Annotated in this window: 21 protein-coding genes; 15 read left to right on the top strand and 6 right to left on the bottom strand. The window is 56.8% G+C overall.

Translation table 11 applies throughout. The annotated features are described in order from the left end of the window. The first annotated feature begins 517 nt into the window (after nt 1-517). The 8 genes from FHR87_RS14720 to FHR87_RS14685 all read left to right on the top strand — a co-directional run bounded on the left by FHR87_RS14720 (nt 518) and on the right by FHR87_RS14685 (nt 9509). Complete coding sequence (locus FHR87_RS14720) at nt 518-1759, top strand: OprD family porin (protein ID WP_183167473.1); 1242 nt, start codon at nt 518-520, stop codon at nt 1757-1759. A gap of 397 nt (nt 1760-2156) precedes the next feature. Next, complete coding sequence (locus FHR87_RS14715; protein ID WP_183167467.1) at nt 2157-2939, top strand: IclR family transcriptional regulator; 783 nt, start codon at nt 2157-2159, stop codon at nt 2937-2939. Further along, a complete protein-coding gene (locus FHR87_RS14710) occupies nt 2936-3904 on the top strand; it encodes a 2-dehydro-3-deoxygalactonokinase (protein WP_183167466.1) in 969 nt (322 codons plus the stop codon). The genes FHR87_RS14715 and FHR87_RS14710 overlap by 4 nt, the downstream gene beginning before the upstream one ends. Next, nucleotides 3897-4520 carry a 2-dehydro-3-deoxy-6-phosphogalactonate aldolase gene (locus tag FHR87_RS14705; protein WP_183167465.1) on the top strand — a complete coding sequence of 208 codons (624 nt, stop codon included), beginning with the start codon at nt 3897-3899 and terminating at the stop codon, nt 4518-4520. The genes FHR87_RS14710 and FHR87_RS14705 overlap by 8 nt, the downstream gene beginning before the upstream one ends. An 85-nt stretch (nt 4521-4605) precedes the next feature. Beyond that, nucleotides 4606-5754, top strand: coding sequence for a galactonate dehydratase (gene dgoD, locus FHR87_RS14700; RefSeq protein WP_183167464.1), 1149 nt, complete (start codon nt 4606-4608; stop codon nt 5752-5754). 109 nt (nt 5755-5863) lie between these two features. Beyond that, nucleotides 5864-7174: an MFS transporter gene (locus FHR87_RS14695; protein WP_183167463.1), complete on the top strand. Its 1311-nt coding sequence runs from the start codon at nt 5864-5866 to the stop codon at nt 7172-7174. A gap of 50 nt (nt 7175-7224) precedes the next feature. Then, nucleotides 7225-8547: an MFS transporter gene (locus FHR87_RS14690; protein WP_183167462.1), complete on the top strand. Its 1323-nt coding sequence runs from the start codon at nt 7225-7227 to the stop codon at nt 8545-8547. Then, nucleotides 8547-9509 (top strand): 2-hydroxyacid dehydrogenase, encoded by a 963-nt coding sequence (locus FHR87_RS14685; RefSeq protein ID WP_183167461.1) that lies wholly within the window; start codon nt 8547-8549, stop codon nt 9507-9509. The genes FHR87_RS14690 and FHR87_RS14685 overlap by 1 nt, the downstream gene beginning before the upstream one ends. A gap of 181 nt (nt 9510-9690) precedes the next feature. Here the strand turns inward: FHR87_RS14685 and FHR87_RS14680 are convergent, their stop codons facing one another. The 3 genes from FHR87_RS14680 to FHR87_RS14670 are packed head-to-tail and all read right to left on the bottom strand — an operon-like array spanning nt 9691 to nt 12272. Then, nucleotides 9691-10740: an alkene reductase gene (locus tag FHR87_RS14680; RefSeq protein WP_183167460.1), complete on the bottom strand. Its 1050-nt coding sequence runs from the start codon at nt 10738-10740 to the stop codon at nt 9691-9693. A gap of 32 nt (nt 10741-10772) precedes the next feature. Then, entirely contained in the window at nt 10773-11936 is a 1164-nt protein-coding gene (locus tag FHR87_RS14675; RefSeq protein WP_183167459.1) for an MFS transporter, read from the bottom strand. A 33-nt stretch (nt 11937-11969) separates the two neighbouring features. Next, a complete protein-coding gene (locus FHR87_RS14670) occupies nt 11970-12272 on the bottom strand; it encodes an ArsR/SmtB family transcription factor (RefSeq protein ID WP_183167458.1) in 303 nt (100 codons plus the stop codon). Between the two features lie 263 nt (nt 12273-12535). Here FHR87_RS14670 and ispF point away from each other — a divergent pair, with 263 nt between their 5' ends. The 7 genes from ispF to FHR87_RS14635 all read left to right on the top strand — a co-directional run bounded on the left by ispF (nt 12536) and on the right by FHR87_RS14635 (nt 18263). Beyond that, the gene (ispF, locus tag FHR87_RS14665) at nt 12536-13009 is read left to right on the top strand and encodes a 2-C-methyl-D-erythritol 2,4-cyclodiphosphate synthase (protein WP_183167457.1); all 474 of its coding nucleotides are present in this window, start codon (nt 12536-12538) and stop codon (nt 13007-13009) included. Then, nucleotides 13006-14046 carry a tRNA pseudouridine(13) synthase TruD gene (truD, locus tag FHR87_RS14660; RefSeq protein WP_183167456.1) on the top strand — a complete coding sequence of 347 codons (1041 nt, stop codon included), beginning with the start codon at nt 13006-13008 and terminating at the stop codon, nt 14044-14046. The genes ispF and truD overlap by 4 nt, the downstream gene beginning before the upstream one ends. Then, nucleotides 14046-14795 (top strand): 5'/3'-nucleotidase SurE, encoded by a 750-nt coding sequence (gene surE / locus FHR87_RS14655; RefSeq protein ID WP_183167455.1) that lies wholly within the window; start codon nt 14046-14048, stop codon nt 14793-14795. Before truD ends, surE begins: the two co-directional genes overlap by 1 nt. Before the next feature lie 38 nt (nt 14796-14833). After that, a complete protein-coding gene (locus FHR87_RS14650; RefSeq protein ID WP_183167472.1) occupies nt 14834-15469 on the top strand; it encodes a protein-L-isoaspartate(D-aspartate) O-methyltransferase in 636 nt (211 codons plus the stop codon). A gap of 213 nt (nt 15470-15682) precedes the next feature. Beyond that, a complete protein-coding gene (locus FHR87_RS14645; RefSeq protein WP_183167454.1) occupies nt 15683-16600 on the top strand; it encodes a peptidoglycan DD-metalloendopeptidase family protein in 918 nt (305 codons plus the stop codon). 101 nt (nt 16601-16701) lie between these two features. Beyond that, the gene (rpoS, locus tag FHR87_RS14640) at nt 16702-17703 is read left to right on the top strand and encodes an RNA polymerase sigma factor RpoS (protein WP_183167453.1); all 1002 of its coding nucleotides are present in this window, start codon (nt 16702-16704) and stop codon (nt 17701-17703) included. A gap of 125 nt (nt 17704-17828) precedes the next feature. Next, complete coding sequence (locus FHR87_RS14635; RefSeq protein ID WP_183167452.1) at nt 17829-18263, top strand: universal stress protein; 435 nt, start codon at nt 17829-17831, stop codon at nt 18261-18263. A 214-nt stretch (nt 18264-18477) separates the two neighbouring features. Here FHR87_RS14635 and gloA2 read toward each other — a convergent pair whose 3' ends face one another. The 3 genes from gloA2 to fabA form a co-directional block, all read right to left on the bottom strand. Then, entirely contained in the window at nt 18478-18879 is a 402-nt protein-coding gene (gloA2, locus tag FHR87_RS14630; RefSeq protein ID WP_183167451.1) for an SMU1112c/YaeR family gloxylase I-like metalloprotein, read from the bottom strand. Nucleotides 18880-18987: 108 nt separating this feature from the next. Further along, entirely contained in the window at nt 18988-20205 is a 1218-nt protein-coding gene (gene fabB, locus FHR87_RS14625; RefSeq protein WP_183167450.1) for a beta-ketoacyl-ACP synthase I, read from the bottom strand. Nucleotides 20206-20216: 11 nt separating this feature from the next. Continuing rightward, nucleotides 20217-20732, bottom strand: a complete 516-nt coding sequence (fabA, locus tag FHR87_RS14620) for a 3-hydroxyacyl-[acyl-carrier-protein] dehydratase FabA (protein WP_183167449.1) — start codon at nt 20730-20732, stop codon at nt 20217-20219. Nucleotides 20733-21044 lie beyond the last annotated feature (312 nt).

The raw sequence follows: 21044 nt of genomic DNA, 5'->3' as shown, positions 1-21044 counted from the left end.
TCTTGAGCACCGACTACCTCTTCTGAGGCAGCGGCCGGAGCGCCTGCCGCAGCGCTCCGGGCGTGGCGGAACCGGCGTTTCCTGAGAGGAACGCCGGAGCCTGTAGTAATCATTTCTGCGCTATTTGCTGCATAACGCTTCAAGATAAGCAATATTTGCCTTATTTGATCATATTCTTTACCAGCCCTGCGCAAGCGAATCCTGAAACCAAGTGGATAGGCTGTTTCAAGGAAAGGACTGTGGCGATTATTGGTGGTAAGTCATGCCTTGCTAGTCTAGCGGTGGAAACCGCTTGTAATTGGTCAAGTGGTCGATAACAGACTCTAGACCCGCGTACCGTTTTTCTGCTTATGATTGCATTGCAAAGCCGATTTCTTTTCGAGATATAACTGAAACCGGTTTCAGTGCAGCCATACAAAAATAGCGGTACCCAATAATTACAAAAAGGTCGTCTTCCATGTACCAACGCGTTCATTCGCATTCCCTATCTATCACTGGGCGTCTGTCCCGTTCCCTTATGGTTCCGTTGCTGGCCTTTTCCGGAGGCTTATCGAGCTCTTTTGCCCAGGCCGAATTCCTGGGGGATTCGAAAGCCAGCCTGACGTTGCGTAACTTCTACATCAACCGCGACTTCAAGCATAACGATGCTACGCGCAGCAAAGCCCAGGAATGGACCCAGAGCTTCATCTTCAACTACCAGTCCGGCTACACCGAGGGGGTGGTCGGCTTCGGCCTCGACGTCCTGGGGATGCAGGCCTTCAAGCTCGATGGCGGCCGGGGCACCGGCGGCACCCAGCTGTTGCCGCTGGACAAGGACGGCAAACCGGTCGACCGCTTCGGCCGGATCGCCGTGTCCGGCAAGATGAAATTCTCCAACACCGAACTGCGCACGGGCGAATGGTCCGTGGTGCTGCCGATCCTGCGTTCCGACGACGGTCGCTCGTTGCCCCAGACCTTCCGGGGCAGCATGATCACCTCGCGGGAAATCCAGAACCTGAGCCTCTACGCCGGCCACATCACCGGTAACAGCCCGCGTGATGACAGCAGCATGGAAGACATGGCGCTCGTGGGCACCAACCCGGTGACCAGCAGGGCCAAGTCCGACCGCTTCGACTTCGGCGGCCTCGAATATGCCTTCAACGACAAGCGCACCAGCGTCGGCGTGTGGTATGCGCGTCTGAAGGACATCTACAAGCAGCGCTATTTCCAGCTCGTACACAGCCAGCCGATCGGCGAAGGGCTGTCGCTCAACGCCAACATCGGCTACTTCGATGGCGAGGACGATGGCGATGCCCTGCAAGGCCACCTGGACAACCACACCCTGAGCGGCCTGTTCTGGGCCAAGGCGGGTTTCCACACCGTCTACCTCGGCCTGCAACGGATCAGTGGCGATACCAAGTGGCTGCGAGTCAACGGCACCAGTGGCGGAACATTGGCCAACGACAGCTTCAACGGCAGCTACGACAACGCCCGCGAACGTTCCTGGCAGTTGCGCTACGACTATGACTTCGCGGGCCTGGGACTACCGGGTCTGACCTTGATGACGCGCTATATCAAGGCCCACAACGTGCGGATCGGCACGGTCAGAAATGGCGAGGAGTGGGGCCGGGAAACGGAACTGGCCTATGTGGTGCAGAGCGGTTCGGCGAAGAACCTGACCCTGCGCTGGCGTAACACGACCCGACGTGCGGACTGGGGCAACAACAACCAGTTCAACGAGCAACGCATTATCGTCAGTTACCCCATGTCGCTGTTCTAGTGTCGTGACACGTTTGCTATGACGGCATGGGCGCACTGCCATCGGTGCTCAGGGCTAGGCGCAGGCCACTAACCAGACTTGGCTGTCTTGGCAAGGCGAGCCATGCCGTGATGGGCGGCGAGAACAAGTGAGAACCGTCATATCCGCTGTGGCGTGACACTCAGCAGCTGTCTTTTCGGGAAATATTTGCAGGCAGATGTTCATGCCTGTCTTTCAGGCGTAGTCCGAAACGGACTACGTCCTGCCATTTCGTTTCTTCCCTGGTGATGTGCGATCCCACAGATCACTTCTGTTTAAAAATCGACCAATCACTGCTTATCCTATAATATGGGATTTATTCTCACATATTGAAACCAATTGAACTCTGGTTTAAGGTTTCTTCAACAGGAGATTTTCCATGCTCGATAACAACAATATTCCCACTGGCGCCCAAGCCCTGTTTCGGGGGTTGGCTGTAATCGATGCAGTCGCACAAGGTGCCGGTAGTTTGCAGGCCATCGGCGCGCATATCGGTTGTACACGTAGCACCACTCACCGTCTGGTTGCTGCACTGGTACAAGCCGGTTACCTGCGTACTAGTCAGAATGGGTATCTACTCGGCGCGAAATTAATCGAGCTGGGTTTCAAGGCTCGCGAACAGATGCCTTTGGCCAAGATTGCGCTGCCGCATCTGCAGCACCTGTCGCAACAGATTCAGGACACTATCCATCTCGGTGTGCGTGAAGGCAGCGATGTGCTCTATATCGAAAAGCTACCGGGCGCTCGGGGTTTGGAGATGCGTTCGCGGGTTGGTTTGCGTATGCCACTGGCGCTCACCGGCGTTGGCAAGGCACTCATGCTCGATCTCGCCGAAGCGGACTGGCAAGCACTGTATGCCGAGGGATTGGAACGCCGCACCGGCCTGACTGGGCTGCGCGAGCAGTTCACACCCTGGGTGGATTACTGCGCACAGATGCGCGAATACGTAGCGGCCGGCAGCAGCCTTGATCTTGAGGAAAACGAGTTGGGCGTGCGCTGCGTAGCCGCACCGATCCGTGATGCCGGTGGTGCCATCGTGGCCGCGCTTAGTGTGGCCGGTGCCATTCCCTATATGCCGGAAGCGCGCTTGCGCGACCTGCGTCCCGAGGTGATCGAGTGCGCTCGGGCCATCTCTTACGAACTGGGCTGGAACCAACCATGAGTGATTTCGATACTCCGTATCTGATTGGCCTCGATTGGGGCACTTCTTCACTGCGTGCCTATCTGCTGGGGGAGGGCGGTCGTGTATTACAGACCCGTGCCGAGCCCTGGGGCATCCTGCATGTGCCGGATGGCAATTTCCCGCGTGCCTTTGCCACCTTGGTTGGTGACTGGCGCACGCGTTGGCCCGACCTGCCGGCCATTGCCGCGGGCATGATCGGCAGTGCTCAGGGCTGGCAAGAAGTGCCTTATGTGGAATGCCCGGCGGATGCCGCACGGCTGGTTTCGGGGCTACAGCGAATTGCTAGTGGCGATGGCCGTTTCCTCTATCTGGTGCCGGGAGTGCTGGACGGCAGCCCTTTGCCGAATGTCTTGCGTGGCGAAGAAACCCAATTGTTCGGTGCCTTACAGTTGCTGCCGGAACTGGCTGCCGAAGCCTTGCTGGTCTTGCCAGGTACCCATTCGAAATGGGTAACGGTTACGGACAGCGCTATCCGCCATTTTGCCACCTACATGACCGGCGAGCTGTTTGCCGTACTGCGCGACCACTCCATTCTCGGTCGACCAGCACGGGAACAGGATAGCCGTGCTTCGCCCGCGGCCTTTGTACGCGGGTTGGATGTCGCACGCGAAAAGCCGGTTGCCGGCAGCCTGTTCAGTACGCGCAGCCTGGTATTGACCCGGCGCCTGGCGGTCGAGGAAAGCCTCGACTATCTGTCGGGGCTGCTGATTGGCGAAGAGCTGCGCTGTGCACTGGATACGCTGGGTAACGCTTGCCCGCCGCTGGTGCTGATCGGCGACGGCGTACTTTGCCAGCGTTACCGCGAGGCCTTGCTGCATTTTGGCGTGGATAACGTCCGCATTCTCGAACAGGCCGGTAGCGCCGGGCTCTGGCGAATCGCCAGCGACGCCGGCCTGCTTGCCACCACACCCTCCGTTTCTCCCAGGAGTGCCAACTATGCTTGACAGCTGCATGCGCCAATTACCACTGGTAGCCATTTTGCGCGGGATCACACCTGACGAAATTCTGCCGGTCGGTCAGGTTCTGTACGACGCCGGGTTTCGCCTGATCGAAATTCCCTTGAACTCGCCACAGCCGCTGGAAAGCATCCGCCTGCTGGCCTCCGAACTGGGTGAGCGCTGTCTGGTCGGGGCCGGCACTGTGCTCCAGACGACTCAGGTCGAACAGGTCGCAGCGGTCGGTGGCCGGCTGATCGTGATGCCGCACAGTGATGCGCGAGTCATTCGCGCGGCCAAGAGCGCTGGCCTGTTCTGCGCTCCCGGCGTGGCCACTCCGAGCGAGGGGTTCGCCGCCCTGGAAGCCGGTGCCGATGCGCTCAAACTGTTCCCCGCCGAGCAGATTGCACCAACGGTAGTGAAAGCCTGGCGCGCGGTGTTCGCCCGCGATATTGCCTTGCTGCCGGTCGGTGGTGTCGCCCCGGACAACATGCAGCCTTACCTGGATGCTGGTGCCAGTGGTTTTGGCCTGGGTTCGGCGTTGTACAAACCGGGTATGACGGCCGAGCAAGTTGCGGGACAGGCTGCTGCCTTCGTCGCTGCCTGGCGACGTTTGCAAGGCTGAACGAACGTTATCTCAAGAAAACGACAACCGATATTCCGAAAACCCATGGCAGAGAGCCCTGCCATCCAATAACAAGAGGCAAACGATGAAAATCACCCGACTCACTACCCATATCGTGCCGCCGCGCTGGCTGTTTCTGAAAATCGAGACTGACGAAGGCATCGTCGGTTGGGGCGAACCTATCGTTGAAGGGCGTGCGCATAGTGTGGCCGCGGCCGTCGAAGAGCTGTCCGACTACTTGATCGGCAAAGACCCGCGACTGATCGAGGATCACTGGAACGTGCTCTATCGCGGCGGCTTCTACCGTGGCGGCCCCATCCATATGAGTGCGCTGGCCGGCATCGACCAGGCGCTCTGGGATATCAAAGGCAAGGATCTCGGGGTACCGGTACATGCGCTGCTCGGTGGCCAGTGTCGCGAACGCATCAAGGTCTACTCCTGGATCGGTGGTGATCGCCCGGCCGATGTGGCGCGTGCCGCGCGGGAAGTGGTCGGCCGCGGTTTCACCGCCGTGAAGATGAATGGCACCGAGGAGCTACAGTTCGTCGACTCCTTTGCCAAGATCGATGCGGCGATCGCCAACGTGGCGGCAGTGCGTGAAGCGGTGGGGCAGGATATCGGCATCGGCGTGGACTTCCATGGCCGAGTGCATAAGCCGATGGCCAAGATCTTGGCCAGGGAACTGGAACCTTACCGGCTGATGTTCATCGAGGAGCCAGTGCTCAGTGAGAACTACGAGGCACTGCGTGATATTCGCGAGCATACGTCCACGCCTATCGCGCTGGGCGAACGGCTGTTCTCGCGCTGGGACTTCAAGCGGGTGCTGGCCGACGGATTTGTCGACATCATCCAGCCTGATCCTTCGCACTCCGGCGGCATTACCGAAACGCGCAAGATCGCTGCCATGGCCGAAGCCTACGACGTCGCCCTGGCGCTACATTGCCCGCTGGGACCGATTGCCCTGGCGGCCAACCTGCAACTGGATGCGGTTTGCTACAACGCGTTCATCCAGGAGCAGAGCCTGGGTATCCACTACAACGAAAGCAACGACATCCTCGACTACCTGGTCAAGCCGGAAGTGTTTGCCTATCGCGACGGTTTTGTCGATATCCCCCAGGGCCCGGGGTTGGGTATCGAAGTCAACGAGGAGTATGTGCTGGAGCGCGCCGACTTCGGTCACCGCTGGCGCAACCCGATCTGGCGGCATGCTGACGGCAGTGTTGCCGAGTGGTAGACGCCCCGTAGCAGTCGGCAGGTTGGCCTGCTATCGCTGATAGTCGTTTTCTCCATTGATACAGCTAGTGCTCTCGACGCCTGTCGTTCGGGAGCATGGGTCAGACGCCATGCCAAACAATAATATTGCAGCCGTGGTCAGCAGCCAGGCTTCGTCGCGTTCGCGCTTTTTCATTATGCTGTTGTTGTTCGTCACCGTGGTGATCAACTATCTGGATCGCAGCAACCTCGCCATTGCTGCTCCGCATCTGTCGGAGGACCTGGGCATCGATCCGGTGAAGATGGGGGTGGTTCTCTCTGCCTTCGGCTGGACCTATGCCGCCATGCAGATTCCCGGTGGCTGGCTGATTGACCGGGTACCGCCCCGTCTGTTGTACGCCCTGGCCATCGGCCTGTGGTCGCTGGCGACCGTACTGCTCGGCTTTGTCGGTAACTTCATCGGGTTGTTTGTCCTGCGCCTGGTGGTTGGTGCGCTGGAAGCACCCTCCTATCCGCTCAATAACCGTGTGGTTACCACCTGGTTTCCGGAAAGCGAGCGTGCTTCGGCGATTGGCTTCTACACGTCAGGGCAGTTCGTCGGCCTGGCTTTCCTTACCCCGGTGCTGATCTACCTGCAGCAGACCTTCGGCTGGCAGATGGTGTTTTTCATCACAGGTGGCATCGGCATCCTTTGGGCGTTGGTGTGGTATGCCGTGTACCGTGAACCCGCCGACTTCCACTTGACCAATGATGCCGAGCGGAATCTGATCCGCGAAGGCGGTGGGTTGGTTGATCTGGGTCAGCGCAAGCCCCAAAGCAAGCGTTTCGATTGGAAAGATCTGTGGTTCGTGCTGAACAAGCGCAAACTGTGGGGCTTGTATCTCGGTCAATACGCCTTGACCTCGACCCTGTGGTTTTTCCTGACTTGGTTCCCCACCTACTTGGTGACATACCGGGGCATGGATTTCATCAAGGCCGGCTTTCTCGCCTCGTTGCCCTTTCTCGCGGCTTTCTGCGGGGTAATCTGCTCGGGGCTGCTGTCCGATTGGCTGGTGCGTCGCGGGTTGTCCTTGGGGCTGGCCCGCAAGATCCCGATCATCAGCGGCCTGCTGGTTTCCACCAGCATCATCGGCGCCAATTATGTCGACTCGCCAAGCTGGATCATTTTCTTCCTGGCCCTGGCGTTCTTCGGTAACGGTCTGGCCTCGATCACCTGGTCGCTGGTTTCGGCACTGGCTCCGGAACGGCTGCTTGGCCTGACCGGTGGTGTCTTCAACTTCATCGGTAACCTGTCGGCAGTCAGTGTGCCGATCGTCATCGGCCTGCTGGTACAGGGCAACGACTTTACCCCTGCTATCACCTATATCGCCGGCATGGCTCTGCTGGGCGCGCTTTCATACGGTGTCGTGGTTGGCAAGGTGGAGCGACTCAAGGAAGCGTAAAGCGATTTCTACTTTTCAGATGCTCATAACGACAACAAAAGGATCTTTTCATGACGAGTACTCTGTCGAACGACAGCTTGCATGCCAGCACTATGGGCCGGCTCAATCTGAAGTTGATTCCCTTTCTGATGCTGCTGTACCTGATCGCCTATATCGACAAGGCGAATATCTCGGTGGCGGCCCTGCAGATGAACGCCGATCTCGGACTGACTGCCCAGATGTATGGCGTTGGTGTCGGGCTGTTTTTCGTGACTTACATTCTGCTGGAAGTACCCAGTAACCTGATTCTCTCGCGGGTCGGTGCCCGCCGCTGGATCGCCCGTATCATGATCACCTGGGGGATAGTCGCCGCCGGCATGAGTCTGGTGCAGAACGCCAATCAGTTGTATGTCATGCGGCTATTGCTGGGCGCGGCGGAGGCCGGTTTCACGCCGGGCATCATCTATTATCTGTCGCAGTGGTATCCGCGCAGTGATCGGGCTCGGGCGATGTCGTTCTTCTATATCGGTGCAGCACTGGCCTCGGTGATCGGCATGCCCTTGTCGGGCGCATTCCTGCATCTTGACGGGATCTTGGGTGTGGCTGGCTGGCGCTGGCTGTTCCTGCTCGAAGGCCTGCCGGCTGCCATACTCGGTATCGTGGTGCTGCGCTATCTGCCGGATTCGCCCGAAACTACCCATTGGCTCGACGCTGCACAGAAGAATTGGCTGACTCGTACGCTGGCAGCCGAGCAGGAAAAAACCCCGATCTCCCATCACGATGCCTGGCATGTGGCTTTCCGTAGCCGGCAGGTCTGGCTGCTCAGCCTGTTCTGGTTGCTGCAGGCCTTCGGCACCATTGGCATCACTCTATTCCTGCCGTTGATCGTGCATTCGATCTCCGGGCAGGGCAATTTCATCGTCAGCCTGCTGTCGGCCCTGCCATTCCTGTTCGCTTGCCTGTTCATGTACCTCAATGGCCGGCATTCCGATAAATCCGGCGAACGTGGCCTGCATCTTGGCGGTCCGCTGCTGGGCGCTGGCATTCTGCTCGGACTGGCGGTGTTCACCGGTAATCATGCCCTGGCCTATACCCTGTTGGTATTCACTGTCGCGCTGAACTGGGCGGCGACCCCGGTGTTCTGGGCGACCACGACCGAGTATCTGTCCGGTCCGGCGGCAGCCGTATCGATTGCCTTGATCAACGCTATTGCCAACATCGCCGGCCTGGGGCTGCCGCCCATCATGGGGTGGATCAAGGATTCCACGCAGAGCTACGACTACGCCTTGTTGCTGGTGGCCTGTGCCTTGTTGGCTGGCGGGGTACTAGGATTGTATCTCGGCGGCGGTCAAGCCCGACGCCGGCTGCACGATTATTCTGCGAGGAGTAACTGATGAAATCGAATGTGCTGAAGATTGCCCGCTTGCCCGATATGTTGACTGAGCGCCTATATGCGGATTATCAGGTGGTGGAGGGCTCCGAAAGCGGTACGGAACTGGGGCCGGCGGCAGCGGATATCCTTGTCCTGGTCGCCAACGGCGAATCGCGGGTGAGCCGCGAGCTGATCGGGCGACTGCCCGCGTTGGACGTCATCGTAGTGTTCGGTGTCGGTTACGATGGCGTCGATGTGGCGGCAGCGCACGAACGTGGTATTGCGGTCACGCATACGCCGGATGTGCTGACCGACGATGTGGCCGACTTCGCCATGACACTGATGCTGGGTATCGCCCGGCGTGTCACGTTAGCCGACCGCTTCGTTCGCGAAGGCGCCTGGGCACACGGATCCTTTCCGTTCACCCGCAAGGTGAGCGGAGCGCGTCTGGGAATCGTCGGCCTGGGGCGGATCGGAGCGGCTATCGCTCGCCGCGCCGAAGGGTTCGATATGCAGATCGCCTATTGCGGGCGTCGGCCGCACCCGGTGGATTATCCGTACTTCGCCAGCGTGCGCGAGTTGGCCGCGACTGTGGATTTCCTGGTGGTCAGCGCCAGCGGCGGGGCGGATACCCGGCATCTGATCGATACCGCCGTGCTCGATGCACTCGGCCCCGAGGGCATTTTGATCAACGTGGGGCGCGGCAGCGTGGTCGATGAAGCTGCTTTGGCCAAGGCCTTGGCTGAAAAACGCCTGCTGGGGGCCGCACTGGATGTGTTCGAAAACGAGCCTCACGTACATCCCGGGTTGCTCGAACTGGACAATGTACTGCTGACGCCGCATATGGCCAGCGCCACTTGGGCTACTCGGCGAGCCATGTCTGATCTGGTCATGGCTAACCTGCAGGCCTATTTCGCCGGACAGCCCTTACCATCCCTGGTGCCGGAGAGCCGGGATGGTGGACTCGGTAGCAAGGTTCGGTAATTGGACTCCGAAGCTGTTACTTGCTGAAGGATGCGCTCTGTGGAAAGAGCGCCTGGCCTGCATGAAATTCGCAAAGCCGGTTTGTCTGGTGCTCTTTCCTGACTGCAGGATCTGGCAAACCATCCTCGCGAAACAAAGGGTTTTGCGAGGATGGAGCCCTTGGACCAGGCTTTGTACAAGGTTACAGGTGTGGGTAGTCGGTATAGCCGACTGCTCCCTTGGAGTAGAAGGTTTCCGGGCTTGCTTCATTCAGCGGGGCATTTCGTCTGAAGCGTTCGGGTAGATCCGGGTTGGCGATGAAGGGCACTCCGAAGGCCACGGCATCGGCCTTGCCGGCCTTCAGCCAGGTATCGGCCTGATCCATGTCGAAGCGCTCATTGGCGATATAGACGCCACCGAATACCTCTTTCATGTGTGGGCCGAGACTGTCTTCCCCTGCCTTCTCGCGAGTGCAGATGAAGGCGATACCACGCCGGCCCAACTCACGGGCTACATAGGTGAATGTCTCTGCGCGATTGGAGTCGCCCATGTCGTGCAGATCCGCACGAGGAGCCAGGTGCACGCCGACGCGCCCGGCGCCCCAGACCGAGATGGCTGCATCGGTTGCCTCCAGCAGCAAGCGCGCCCGGTTTTCCTGCGAGCCGCCATATTGGTCGGTACGCTGATTGGTTTTGTCCTGCAGGAATTGGTCGAGCAGATAGCCATTGGCGGCGTGCAGTTCCACGCCGTCGAAGCCGGCCTTCTTAGCGTTTTCGGCCGCCTTGCGGTAGTCCTCGACGAGAGCCTTGACTTCCGCTGTCTCCAGGGCGCGCGGAGTGACGTAGGACTTCAGTGGGCGCACCAGACTGACGTGACCGGCAGCGGCAATCGCGCTGGGCGCTACCGGCAATTCTCCATCCAGGTAGAGTGGATCGGAAATGCGTCCGACGTGCCAGAGCTGCAGGACGATACGGCCACCATGGGCGTGCACGGCTTGGGTAATCTTCTGCCAACCTGCCACCTGTTCGTCAGACCAGATGCCGGGTGTATCCGGATAACCCACGCCCATCGGGGTTATCGAGGTGGCTTCGGTAAGAATCAAGCCTGCGGAAGCGCGCTGGGTGTAGTACTCCACCATCAGGTCACCGGGTACCCGGCCGCTCTCGGCGCGGCAGCGGGTCAGCGGAGCCATGACGATGCGGTTGGTCAGTTCCAGATCACCAATCTTTATCGGTTCGAATAATGCGGACATAGCGAGTCTTCCTTCCTGTGAAGTTGAATGTATCAATCGGTTGCAGGAGTGAGGCGAGGGCGGTCGCCGCCGTGGGTAAGCAGGGTGGCGATCAACGCCAGAACCGCGAGTAGGGCTGCTACCAGAGGCACGCTGGTCAGGCCAAGTCCCAGGTCGATGACTTGTCCGCCGGCCCAGGCGCCCAGGGCGTTGCCGACATTGAAAGCACTGATATTCAGGGTCGAGACTAGGTTGGGAGCATCATGGCCGAAGGCCACTACATTGACCTGTAGGGCCGGTACGGCGGCAAAGGTGGCCAGAGCCCAGAAGAACAAGGTGACTTCTGCTGCCAGCAGACCGTGGCTAGTCCAGCTGAACAGTGCGGAAATCACCGCAATCGAGGCGAATACGCCGATCATGGTGGCATCCAGGCGCCAATCTGCCAGACGTCCACCAAGGATGTTGCCCACAGTCAGGCCAAGTCCGATCAACAGCAGCGTCCAGGTCACGCCTTGCGGCGACACGCCGGTCACTTCGCCCAGTAGCGGTGCGATATAGGTGAACAGGGCAAACATGGACGCGGCGAAGAGGACGGTGGTTGACAGGGCCAGCCACAGTTTGCCGTTGCGCAGAGCGGTCAGTTCGCTGCGCAGATCGGCTTTTTCCTCGTCGGCATTGGCCGGTAGTACACGCCAGAGCCCGATGAAGGCGAAGATGCCGAGCAGGGTTACCGCCCAGAAAGTCGAGCGCCAGCCAGCCACCTGTCCCAGTGCTGTACCCAGCGGTACTCCGAGTACGTTGGCCAGGGTCAGGCCAGTGAACATCATGGCGACTGCCGACGCGCGGCGATTGGCTGGCACCAGGCTGGCTGCGACTATTGAACCAATACCAAAGAAGGCACCATGACAAAGGGCAGTGATAACCCGGGCCAGCATCAACAAGTCATAGTTTGCCGCCAGCGCACAGAACAGGTTGCCGAAGATGAAGATAGCCATCAGCAGGACCAGAGCCATCTTGCGCGGCAGCCGGGCTGTGGCCAGGGCCATGAAGGGAGCGCCGATGGCAACACCCAATGCATAGCCGGTCACCAACCAGCCAGCAGTGGGAATCGATACCTGAAGATCGCCGGCAACTTCAGGTAGGAGTCCCATGATGACGAATTCGGTTGTCCCGATAGCGAAGGCTGACAAGGCGAGGATGAGTAGGGGAAGCGGCATGTAACGGCTCCTTGGCAAGGGGTTGAGGGAGAGTCAGAGTTCTTGCTGCAAGCGCTGCAGGAATGTCTGGATGGTGTCTTCGTTGCGTTTGAAGAAATGCCATTGCCCGACTTTGCGACTGGTCACCAGGCCAGCTCGCTGCAAGGTCGCCAGGTGTGCCGAGACGGTCGATTGCGAAAAACCGGCACGCTGATCGATCTGCCCGGCGCATACGCCGATCGAGAGAGGATGCTCCTGGTCCGGGAAATTCCGTTCAGGCTCCTTGAGCCATTGCAGAATTTCTCTACGTAGCGGGTGAGCCAGGGCTTTGATGATTTCGTCGAGTTCGTCGGGCATGTCCAATCTTCAATAACACCGTATCGCGATGAGACGAAATATAGATCGGTTTTTCCTGATATAAAATCGATCTGGTCGATGCTGATCATCGATAGCGGTGATCGCCAGTAGTCGCATGCATCAAGGTTCCACCATCGACTGCATTCGTTAGCACCATCAGGCTTTGCCGCCGTCCTTGTCTGAACACAGGGTTGTGTCCGTTCGACACTCATTCGTAGTGCTGTAGAATCGCGCCTTATCTATCTATACCGGGGTTATTTTTCATGCGTATCGGTCATGGCTACGATGTGCATCGCTTCGGCGAAGGCGACTTCATCACCCTTGGCGGCGTACGTATCCCGCATAAATTCGGTCTGGTCGCACATTCCGATGGCGATGTGTTATTGCATGCCCTTAGTGATGCCTTGTTGGGCGCTGTAGCCTTGGGGGACATCGGCAAGCATTTCCCCGATACCGATCCAGCGTTCAAAGGAGCCGATAGCCGGGGCTTGCTACGTCATGTTGTTGCGTTGCTTCAGGCGAAAGGCTGGAAGGTCGGTAATATCGATTCCACCATCATTGCCCAGGCACCGAAGATGGCTCCGCATATCGAACAAATGCGGACACTGATTGCACAAGACCTGCAAGTCGAACCGGAACAGGTCAATGTCAAGGCCACCACGACGGAAAAGCTGGGTTTTACCGGGCGCGAGGAAGGCATTGCCGTGCATGCGGTAGCGCTACTGTTGCCACTATGACCGAGGCGGAACTACTCGGTCCATTTGCCTATGGTGAGCCTTGCGGCCAGGCTGTACTGAAGGCGACTACTGAAGATTTCCAAGTCGATGAGGTTCTTGATATTCCCCTGTCGGGTGATGGTGAGCACCTCTGGCTTTGGGTGGAAAAGCGCAACCTGAATACCGAAGAAGCTGCCCGGCGCATCGCCCGTGCGGCCAAGCTTCCTTTGCGCTCGGTGAGTTATGCGGGCTTGAAGGATCGGCAGGCGCTGACGCGCCAATGGTTCAGTCTGCATTTGCCGGGGCAGGCCGATCCGGATTTATCCGCAGCCGAGGATGATGCTCTGATCATCCGGAAAGCAGTTCGCCACCGGCGCAAGCTGCAGCGTGGCGCTCACTCGGCAAATGGCTTCATACTGCGCCTTACCGATCTTGTAGCCGAACGTCCGGCCATGGAGCTACGCCTGGAAACCATCAAGCGACAGGGCGTACCGAACTACTTCGGTCCTCAGCGCTTCGGTTATCAGGGCGGTAATCTGCAGGAAGCGCGGGCGTTTGCTGCGACTGGCGACTTGCCGGGCCAGCGTAACCTGCGTTCACGCGTGTTGTCGGCAGCACGCAGTTATCTTTTCAATAGCGTGCTGGCCGGCCGGGTTGCACGAGGGGATTGGAATCGAGCCTTACCGGGTGATTTGTTATCCTTCACTGATAGCCGCAGTTTCTTTCCAGCACAGGGTGGCGATTGCGACGATCCACGTCTGGCTCTGCTTGACCTTCATCCTACCGCTCCCTTGTGGGGAGAGGGCGCTTTGGCCACCACTGGTGAACCTCTGCAACTGGAGCAACAGATCTGCGAGCAACAGAAAAATCTGGCCGTTTGGCTGGAAAAATCAGGCTTGGCGCAGGAGCGCCGCATCCTGCGCCTCCCCATTCGCGATTTGACATGGCATTATCCCGCTCCTGACATTCTGCAACTGGAATTCGTCCTGCCGACCGGATGCTTCGCTACTGCTGTAGTTCGCGAGCTGGTCACCCTGGCGGGACAGACGGATATCTGATGCGTATTCTGATTGCTAACGATGACGGGGTTTATGCTCCCGGGCTCGTCGCGCTGCACGAGGCACTGGCAGATTATGCCGAGTGCCGGGTTGTCGCTCCGATCCAGGATATGAGCGGTGCCAGTAGCGCCCTGACTCTGGATCGGCCTCTGTATCCGATTACTATGCCAAACGGTTTCATCGGCTTGAACGGTTCGCCTACCGACTGCGTTCATCTCGGTCTCAATGGATTGCTCGACCCGCTGCCGGAGATGGTCGTTGCCGGTATCAATCTGGGAGCCAATCTCGGCGATGATGTGCTTTACTCCGGGACTGTCGCAGCCGCTATCGAAGGCCGCTTCACCGGTCACTCGTCTTTTGCGTTTTCGCTGGTTTCCCGGTTGCCGGATAACTTGCCAACAGCCGCGTATGTCGCGCGCAGGCTGATCGAAAGCCAAGCTACTTTGAAACTGCCTGAACGTACGGTCTTGAACATAAATATCCCCAACCTGCCATTGGATCGAATTCGTGGTATCCAGCTTACCCGCCTGGGGCATCGCCAGCGTGCCAAGCCTCCGGTCAGGCAGGCCAACCCACGTGGCAAGGAAGGCTACTGGATTTCCGCAGCCGGTGATGTCGAGGATGGTGGGCCGGGCACCGATTTCCATGCCGTAATCCAGGGTTACGTTTCCATTACGCCACTGCAACTGGATCGAACTTTCCACGAAGCGTTTCACGGACTTGAGAATTGGGTGGAGGGACTGCTGTGAGCAAGCGCACGTGGGATGATTCCTGGCATGGTACCGGGATGACCTCTCAACGCACTCGCGATCGTTTGATCCAGAGACTGTATGACGAAGGATTATCCGATCCGAATGTACTTGAAGTGATCCGGCGCACTCCGCGGCATCTGTTTGTCGATGAAGCTCTGGCTCATCGGGCTTATGAAGACACTGCTCTGCCCATCGGCCACAACCAGACGATTTCTCAACCCTATATGGTCGGCCGGATGACCGAATTGCTGCTTGCTGGCGGTCCGCTCGACAAGGTTATGGAAATCGGGACCGGTTCCGGATACCAGACTGCTGTACTCGCTCAGTTGGTTGAGCGAGTTTTCTCTGTCGAGCGCATCCAGGCATTGCAGGAAAAGGCCAAGGATCGTCTGGTTGAGCTCAATATTCGCAACGTAGTCTTTCGCTGGGGCGATGGTTGGGAGGGGTGGCCTGCACTGGCACCTTATAACGGTATCATCGTGACGGCTGCAGCAACGAATGTGCCTCAAGCTTTGCTTGACCAGTTGGCACCCGGTGGGCGATTGGTTATTCCGGTCGGTGCTGGTGAAGTTCAGCAACTTCTGCTAATCGTTCGCGAGGACTCGGGTTTCACACGTCACATTCTGGATGCCGTACGCTTTGTTCCACTATTGAATGGTCCTGTTGTCTGATCATTCATTGCCGGATGGATACAGGGGAAATATCCTCTCTCGCCAGTGAGATTTCTCGTATTTAATGCAAGCCGTTCAGGTTCTAGGACTTGAACGAATCGCTACCAAACGTCAGCCTGTGCTTCCCTGGAGGAAAAGCAAAAGCTCTGGCGCCATCTTCGACTTCGATTCCAGAGATTTACCGGATGCAGTTCGAGTATTAGGGAGTGGGCATTGAGCCTCGTAGCCATTAAACAGTGGTTTTCCATTACCTCGGCAAGGAAAGTTTTAAGCGCTTGTGGCTTGAGCCTGCTTATTGCCGGATGTTCGACTTCGCCGGATGGAGGGGTCGAGGTAGTTGATCGTAATAACAACCAACACAAGGTCACCAACGGTTATTACGCCGTCAAGCCAGGCGATACGCTTTGGTCGATTGCTTTTCGTTTCGGCTGGGATTGGCGAGATTTAGCACAGCGGAACGGAATTGTGTCGCCCTATATGATTTATCCAGGACAGCGAATTCGTTTCGATGAAAGAATTTTACAAAATGTTACAGGTTCGCGCCCGGTTACTTCGACTCAGCCCCGAATTCAGCCTTCTCTGCCTCAAGCTGGGCAACCGCAAACCGGAACGGTACCGAATCAGGTGCCGATTACCGTGCAAAAGCCAGTCTCCCAGTCGATTGCGCAGCCTGTAGTCAAGGCTCCCAATCCCCAGCAACCGGCAGTAGTCAGTCCTTCTGTTCCGGCAACCACACCGATTTCGCCAGTTACCCATTCGGCCTCGGGCTGGGCTTGGCCTGCTTCAGGAACGGTTATCAGCCGATTTTCTTCGAACGGTAGTTTGAATAAAGGCATTGATATAGCGGGGCAGTTGGGAGAGTCTGTCCTGGCTGCCTCCAGCGGCACTGTCGTATACGCAGGCAGTGGCCTGAGAGGTTATGGCGAACTAGTAATCATCAAACATAACGACACTTTTGTGAGTGCCTACGGTCATAACCGAAGGCTACTGGTTCGTGAAGGTCAACAGGTCAAGACGGGGCAGACGATTGCCGAAATGGGATCAACCGGAGCCGACCGGGTGAAGCTGCACTTTGAGATTCGTCGCCAGGGCAAGCCCATAGATCCGCTGCAATACCTGCCAAGTCGTTGATTTGAAGCCAAAGCGCGCTGGTATTTCAAAAAGAATAAGCTCGGCTATACAGCTAGGGGGCTGTTTCGAGCTTATGTCGAACTCAGCAGGGGATAAGAAGAATGGCACTCGAGAAAGAAGCGCCGGAGTTTGACTTGGATGATGTACTTCTATTCATCGAACCCGAAGAGGAAACGCTAGAGGGCCAGCAGCCCGAAAACATGCAGAAGGCTACAGGTAGATCGAGAAGCTCTTCTTTTCCCGGATTACCCAGGCAGTCTGATTCTAGCCGTGCACTGGATGCTACCCAGCTTTATCTCAATGAGATTGGCTTTTCCCCACTCCTGACTCCAGACGAAGAGGTGTATTTTGCTCGCCTGGCCCAGAATGGAGATCCAGCAGGGCGAAAACGCATGATCGAAAGCAACCTGCGTCTGGTTGTTAAAATAGCGCGCCGTTATCTCAATCGCGGATTGACTCTGCTGGATCTTATCGAAGAAGGAAATCTCGGTTTGATTCGTGCGGTGGAAAAATTCGATCCCGAGCGTGGTTTTCGTTTTTCCACTTATGCTACCTGGTGGATTCGCCAGACTATCGAACGGGCTATCATGAACCAGACCCGCACGATTCGTTTGCCGATTCATGTGGTCAAGGAGCTGAATGTCTATCTCCGTGCTGCGCGCGAATTGACACAGAAACTGGACCACGAACCGCGACCTGAAGAAATCGCCATGCTAATGGAAAAACCTGTTGATGAAGTCAAGCGCATGCTTGGCCTGAACGAGCGGGTGACTTCTGTCGATGTTTCTTTTGGGCCTGATTCGGATAAGACCTTGCTCGATACGTTGACCGACGACAGGCCTTCCGATCCGTGCGATCTGTTGCAGGATGACGATCTTTGCTCAAATATCGATCAGTGGCTGTCGGAGCTCTCCCAGAAGCAGCGTGATGTGGTTATCCGGCGCTTTGGCTTGCGTGGTCACGAGAGTTGCACGTTGGAAGAGGTAGGGCAGGAGATCGGTCTTACACGTGAGCGCGTTCGCCAGATTCAAGTCGAGGCACTCAGGCGTCTGCGTGGCATCATGGAAAGAAACGGGCTTTCCAGTGAAGCATTATTTCAATGATGCCAAGCATGCCTGGCTCCTATAGGTCAGGTATGCTCGAAAGATGATAGAGTCGGTGATGCTGATAAGACACTTTCCGGGTTGGGCTTGTCAGCCAATCTGATCTTTTCCAAAGGAGATTCGCGATGCACAAGATACTGGTTGCATTCGATGGGTCGGAAGGCGCAAAGCGAGCGTTACAGTATGTGATCGATTTTTCGGAAGAGAGCAAAAGGCCTTTGGATGTGCATATCTTGAATGTGCAACAAGAGCCTATTCTTTTCGGTGAGGATTACCTTACACCCAACATGGTCGATGAATTGACCAAAAGCCTTCTATCCAAAAGCACTGAACTGCTCAAGAGTGCTGGCAGCAAACTGGATACAGCTGGGATTGGCTACCAATTACACTCTGCTGTTGGCAATGTGGCGGAAAAAGTCAATGAAATGGTCAAGAAATTGGGTTGCGATACGGTAGTCATGGGGACTCGAGGTTTAGGTAGTTTTTCAGGGCTGCTGCTAGGGTCCGTCGCAACTCGAGTTATCCATGAAGTTCCTGTGCCTGTGGTTCTGGTAAAGTGAAGATCTAGTGATTCGGGTAAGCCTTTATAAGAGCCCGGTTACCGAGTCGAGGTACTGCAGGTAGATCTGGACTTTCATTTTCCGATAGCCTGCTGCCTCGGCGTTCCCTTCCAATAGATTTTTGTTCAGGCAAAAGAATCATGCCATTTCACATTCCGGTATCCATCACTACCCGGTCGGAATTGTAGAGTTTTTTATGGCAGCTGATTCGGACTTATTTGTCGTTTGGCAGGGCTCTTTCGTATAACTCTAAAGGCAAGTCATCCGGATCGGCAAAAAAGACAAACTTCATGCCGGTATATTCATCGGTACGAATATCTTCCAACTGAATTCCTTTCATTTCTAGCTCCGTTTTACAGGAGTGAATGTCGTCGACTTCGAATGCAAGATGCCGTAAACCTTGTGCTTCGGGATAAGATGGCCTTGCTGGCGCATTCGGGAAGGAAAAGAGTTCTATTTGCGATCCATCGGGAAGGGCTAGATCCAGCTTGTACGAGCAACGCTCGGCCCGGTAGTGCTCTGCTATGATGCTCAGACCCAAAAGTTCGACGTAAAATCGTTTTGATTTCGTATAATCGGAGCAGATGATTGCAGCATGATGGATTCGACGTAACATGTTGTATCGGCTCTGGGATGCGCGGCTTTATTAGGGATATTTGTCCACTGGTTCAAATAAGAACGGCGCTCTGAAGCGCCGTTCTTATTTGTGCTGATTGGAGGGGCATTAGCCTTTCCAGCGCTTGAAGACCAGCGTTGCGTTAGTTCCACCAAATCCGAAACTGTTACTCATGACTGTATTTAGCTCAGCATTTTCACGAGTCTGGGTAATGATTGGCAGGTCAGCTACTTCCGGATCCAACTCGTCGATATTAGCTGATGCAGCGATAAAGCCACCTTCCATCATCAATAGAGAATAGATTGTTTCATGGACACCTGCCGCTCCCAACGAGTGCCCGGAAAGGCTTTTGGTCGAGCTGATGGCGGGGGCTTTGTCTGCGAATACTGTACGGATGGCACCTGCTTCGGCAATATCCCCTACAGGCGTTGAGGTGCCATGGGTATTGAGATAGTCGATGGGGCCTTCGACCGTACTGAGTGCCTGCTGCATGCAGCGAATGGCACCTTCGCCACTTGGCGCAACCATGTCATAGCCATCTGAAGTTGCTGCGTAGCCGACGATTTCAGCATAGATTTTGGCTCCACGCTTGAGGGCGTGCTCCAGCTCTTCGACCACTACCATGCCGCCGCCGCCAGCGATAACGAAGCCATCGCGTTTGGCATCATAGGCGCGGGAGGCTTTTTCCGGCGTTTCGTTGTATTGAGTGGATAGGGCACCCATGGCATCGAACAGACAGCTTTGGCTCCAGTGTTCCTCTTCACCACCTCCGGCGAAGACGATGTCCTGTTTGCCCAGCTGAATCTGTTCCAGCGCCTGGCCTATACAGTGCGCACTGGTTGCGCAGGCCGAGGAAATGGAATAGTTCACGCCCTTGATCTTGAAGGGGGTGGCCAGGCAAGCCGACACGGTGCTACCCATCGTCCGGGTGACACGATATGGCCCGATGCGCTTGACGCCCTTGTCTCGCAGGGTATCGATGGCTTCCATCTGGTTCAGGGTAGAAGCTCCGCCCGAGCCAGCAATAAGGCCGACGCGTGGGTTGGAAATCTGCTCCGGGGTCAGGCCTGAATCCTTTATCGCCTGTTCCATGGCCAGATACGCATAGGCAGCCGCATCGCCCATGAAGCGCATAACCTTACGGTCGATCAGTTTTTCCAGATCCAGATCCACCGATCCTGAAACCTGGCTGCGCAGCCCCATGTCCGCATATGCCTGGTTGAAGCGGATTCCAGGGCGGCCTGCCCGCAGATTGGCGGAGACGGTGTCTTTGTCATTACCCAGGCAAGAAACGATGCCAAGGCCAGTGATCACGACGCGACGCATGCGGATGTCCTTCAAAAACTATCGGTAGTGGTAAACAGGCCGACGCGCAAGCTTTCAGCACTGTATATTTCGCGACCATCGACACTGAGCGTGCCATCGGCAATGCCGAGGATCAGTGAACGATTTATGGTACGCCGGATATTGATGTTATAGGTGATCTTCTTGGCTGTTGGCAGGACCTGGCCGAAAAATTTTACTTCACCAGCGCCAAGTGCGCGTCCACGACCAGGGTTGCCCAGCCAGCCGAGATGGAAACCCACCAATTGCCACATGGCATCGAGACCCAGGCAGCCAGGCATGACCGGATCCCCTTCGAAATGGCAGGCGAAGAACCATAGGTCGGGATTGATATCGAGTTCTGCAATCAATTCTCCCTTGCCGTATTTCCCGCCGGTTTGGCTGATATGGACGATGCGATCGACCATGAGCATATTGGGGGCCGGCAGTTGCGCATTACCGGGGCCGAACAATTCTCCACGGCTGCATTGCAGCAGCTCTTCCCGGGTAAAGGCGTTTTGTGTGGTCATGCGATTTCCTCAATAGTCCCAACATGGGGCTTGGTGTTTCATCTGGCTCTATGGACCCGGGAGAGAGTCCTGCCGGCTGGAGTATCTCAGGGTAAATACCAGGCGTTCTGCCAGACTTGCGAAGCTCACTGGCAGATACCAGCAATGCAAGTTGCCTATTTTAACACTGCTGAGGCTTTCAGGGTTTATTGCCTTGCATGGGTGGTTTCGGAGTAGTGATTCGCTAAGATTAATCAGTAAAATCAGATGGTTATTCGTATTGGCGTTAGTTTGCAAGAATTTCTTTCAAATCGGGTGATTGCTGGCATGGTG

This window comes from Azomonas macrocytogenes, from assembly GCF_014191985.1.
GTDB classification, from domain to species: Bacteria; Pseudomonadota; Gammaproteobacteria; order Pseudomonadales; family Pseudomonadaceae; genus Azomonas; species Azomonas macrocytogenes.
This window is presented reverse-complemented; position numbering and strand designations above follow the sequence as displayed.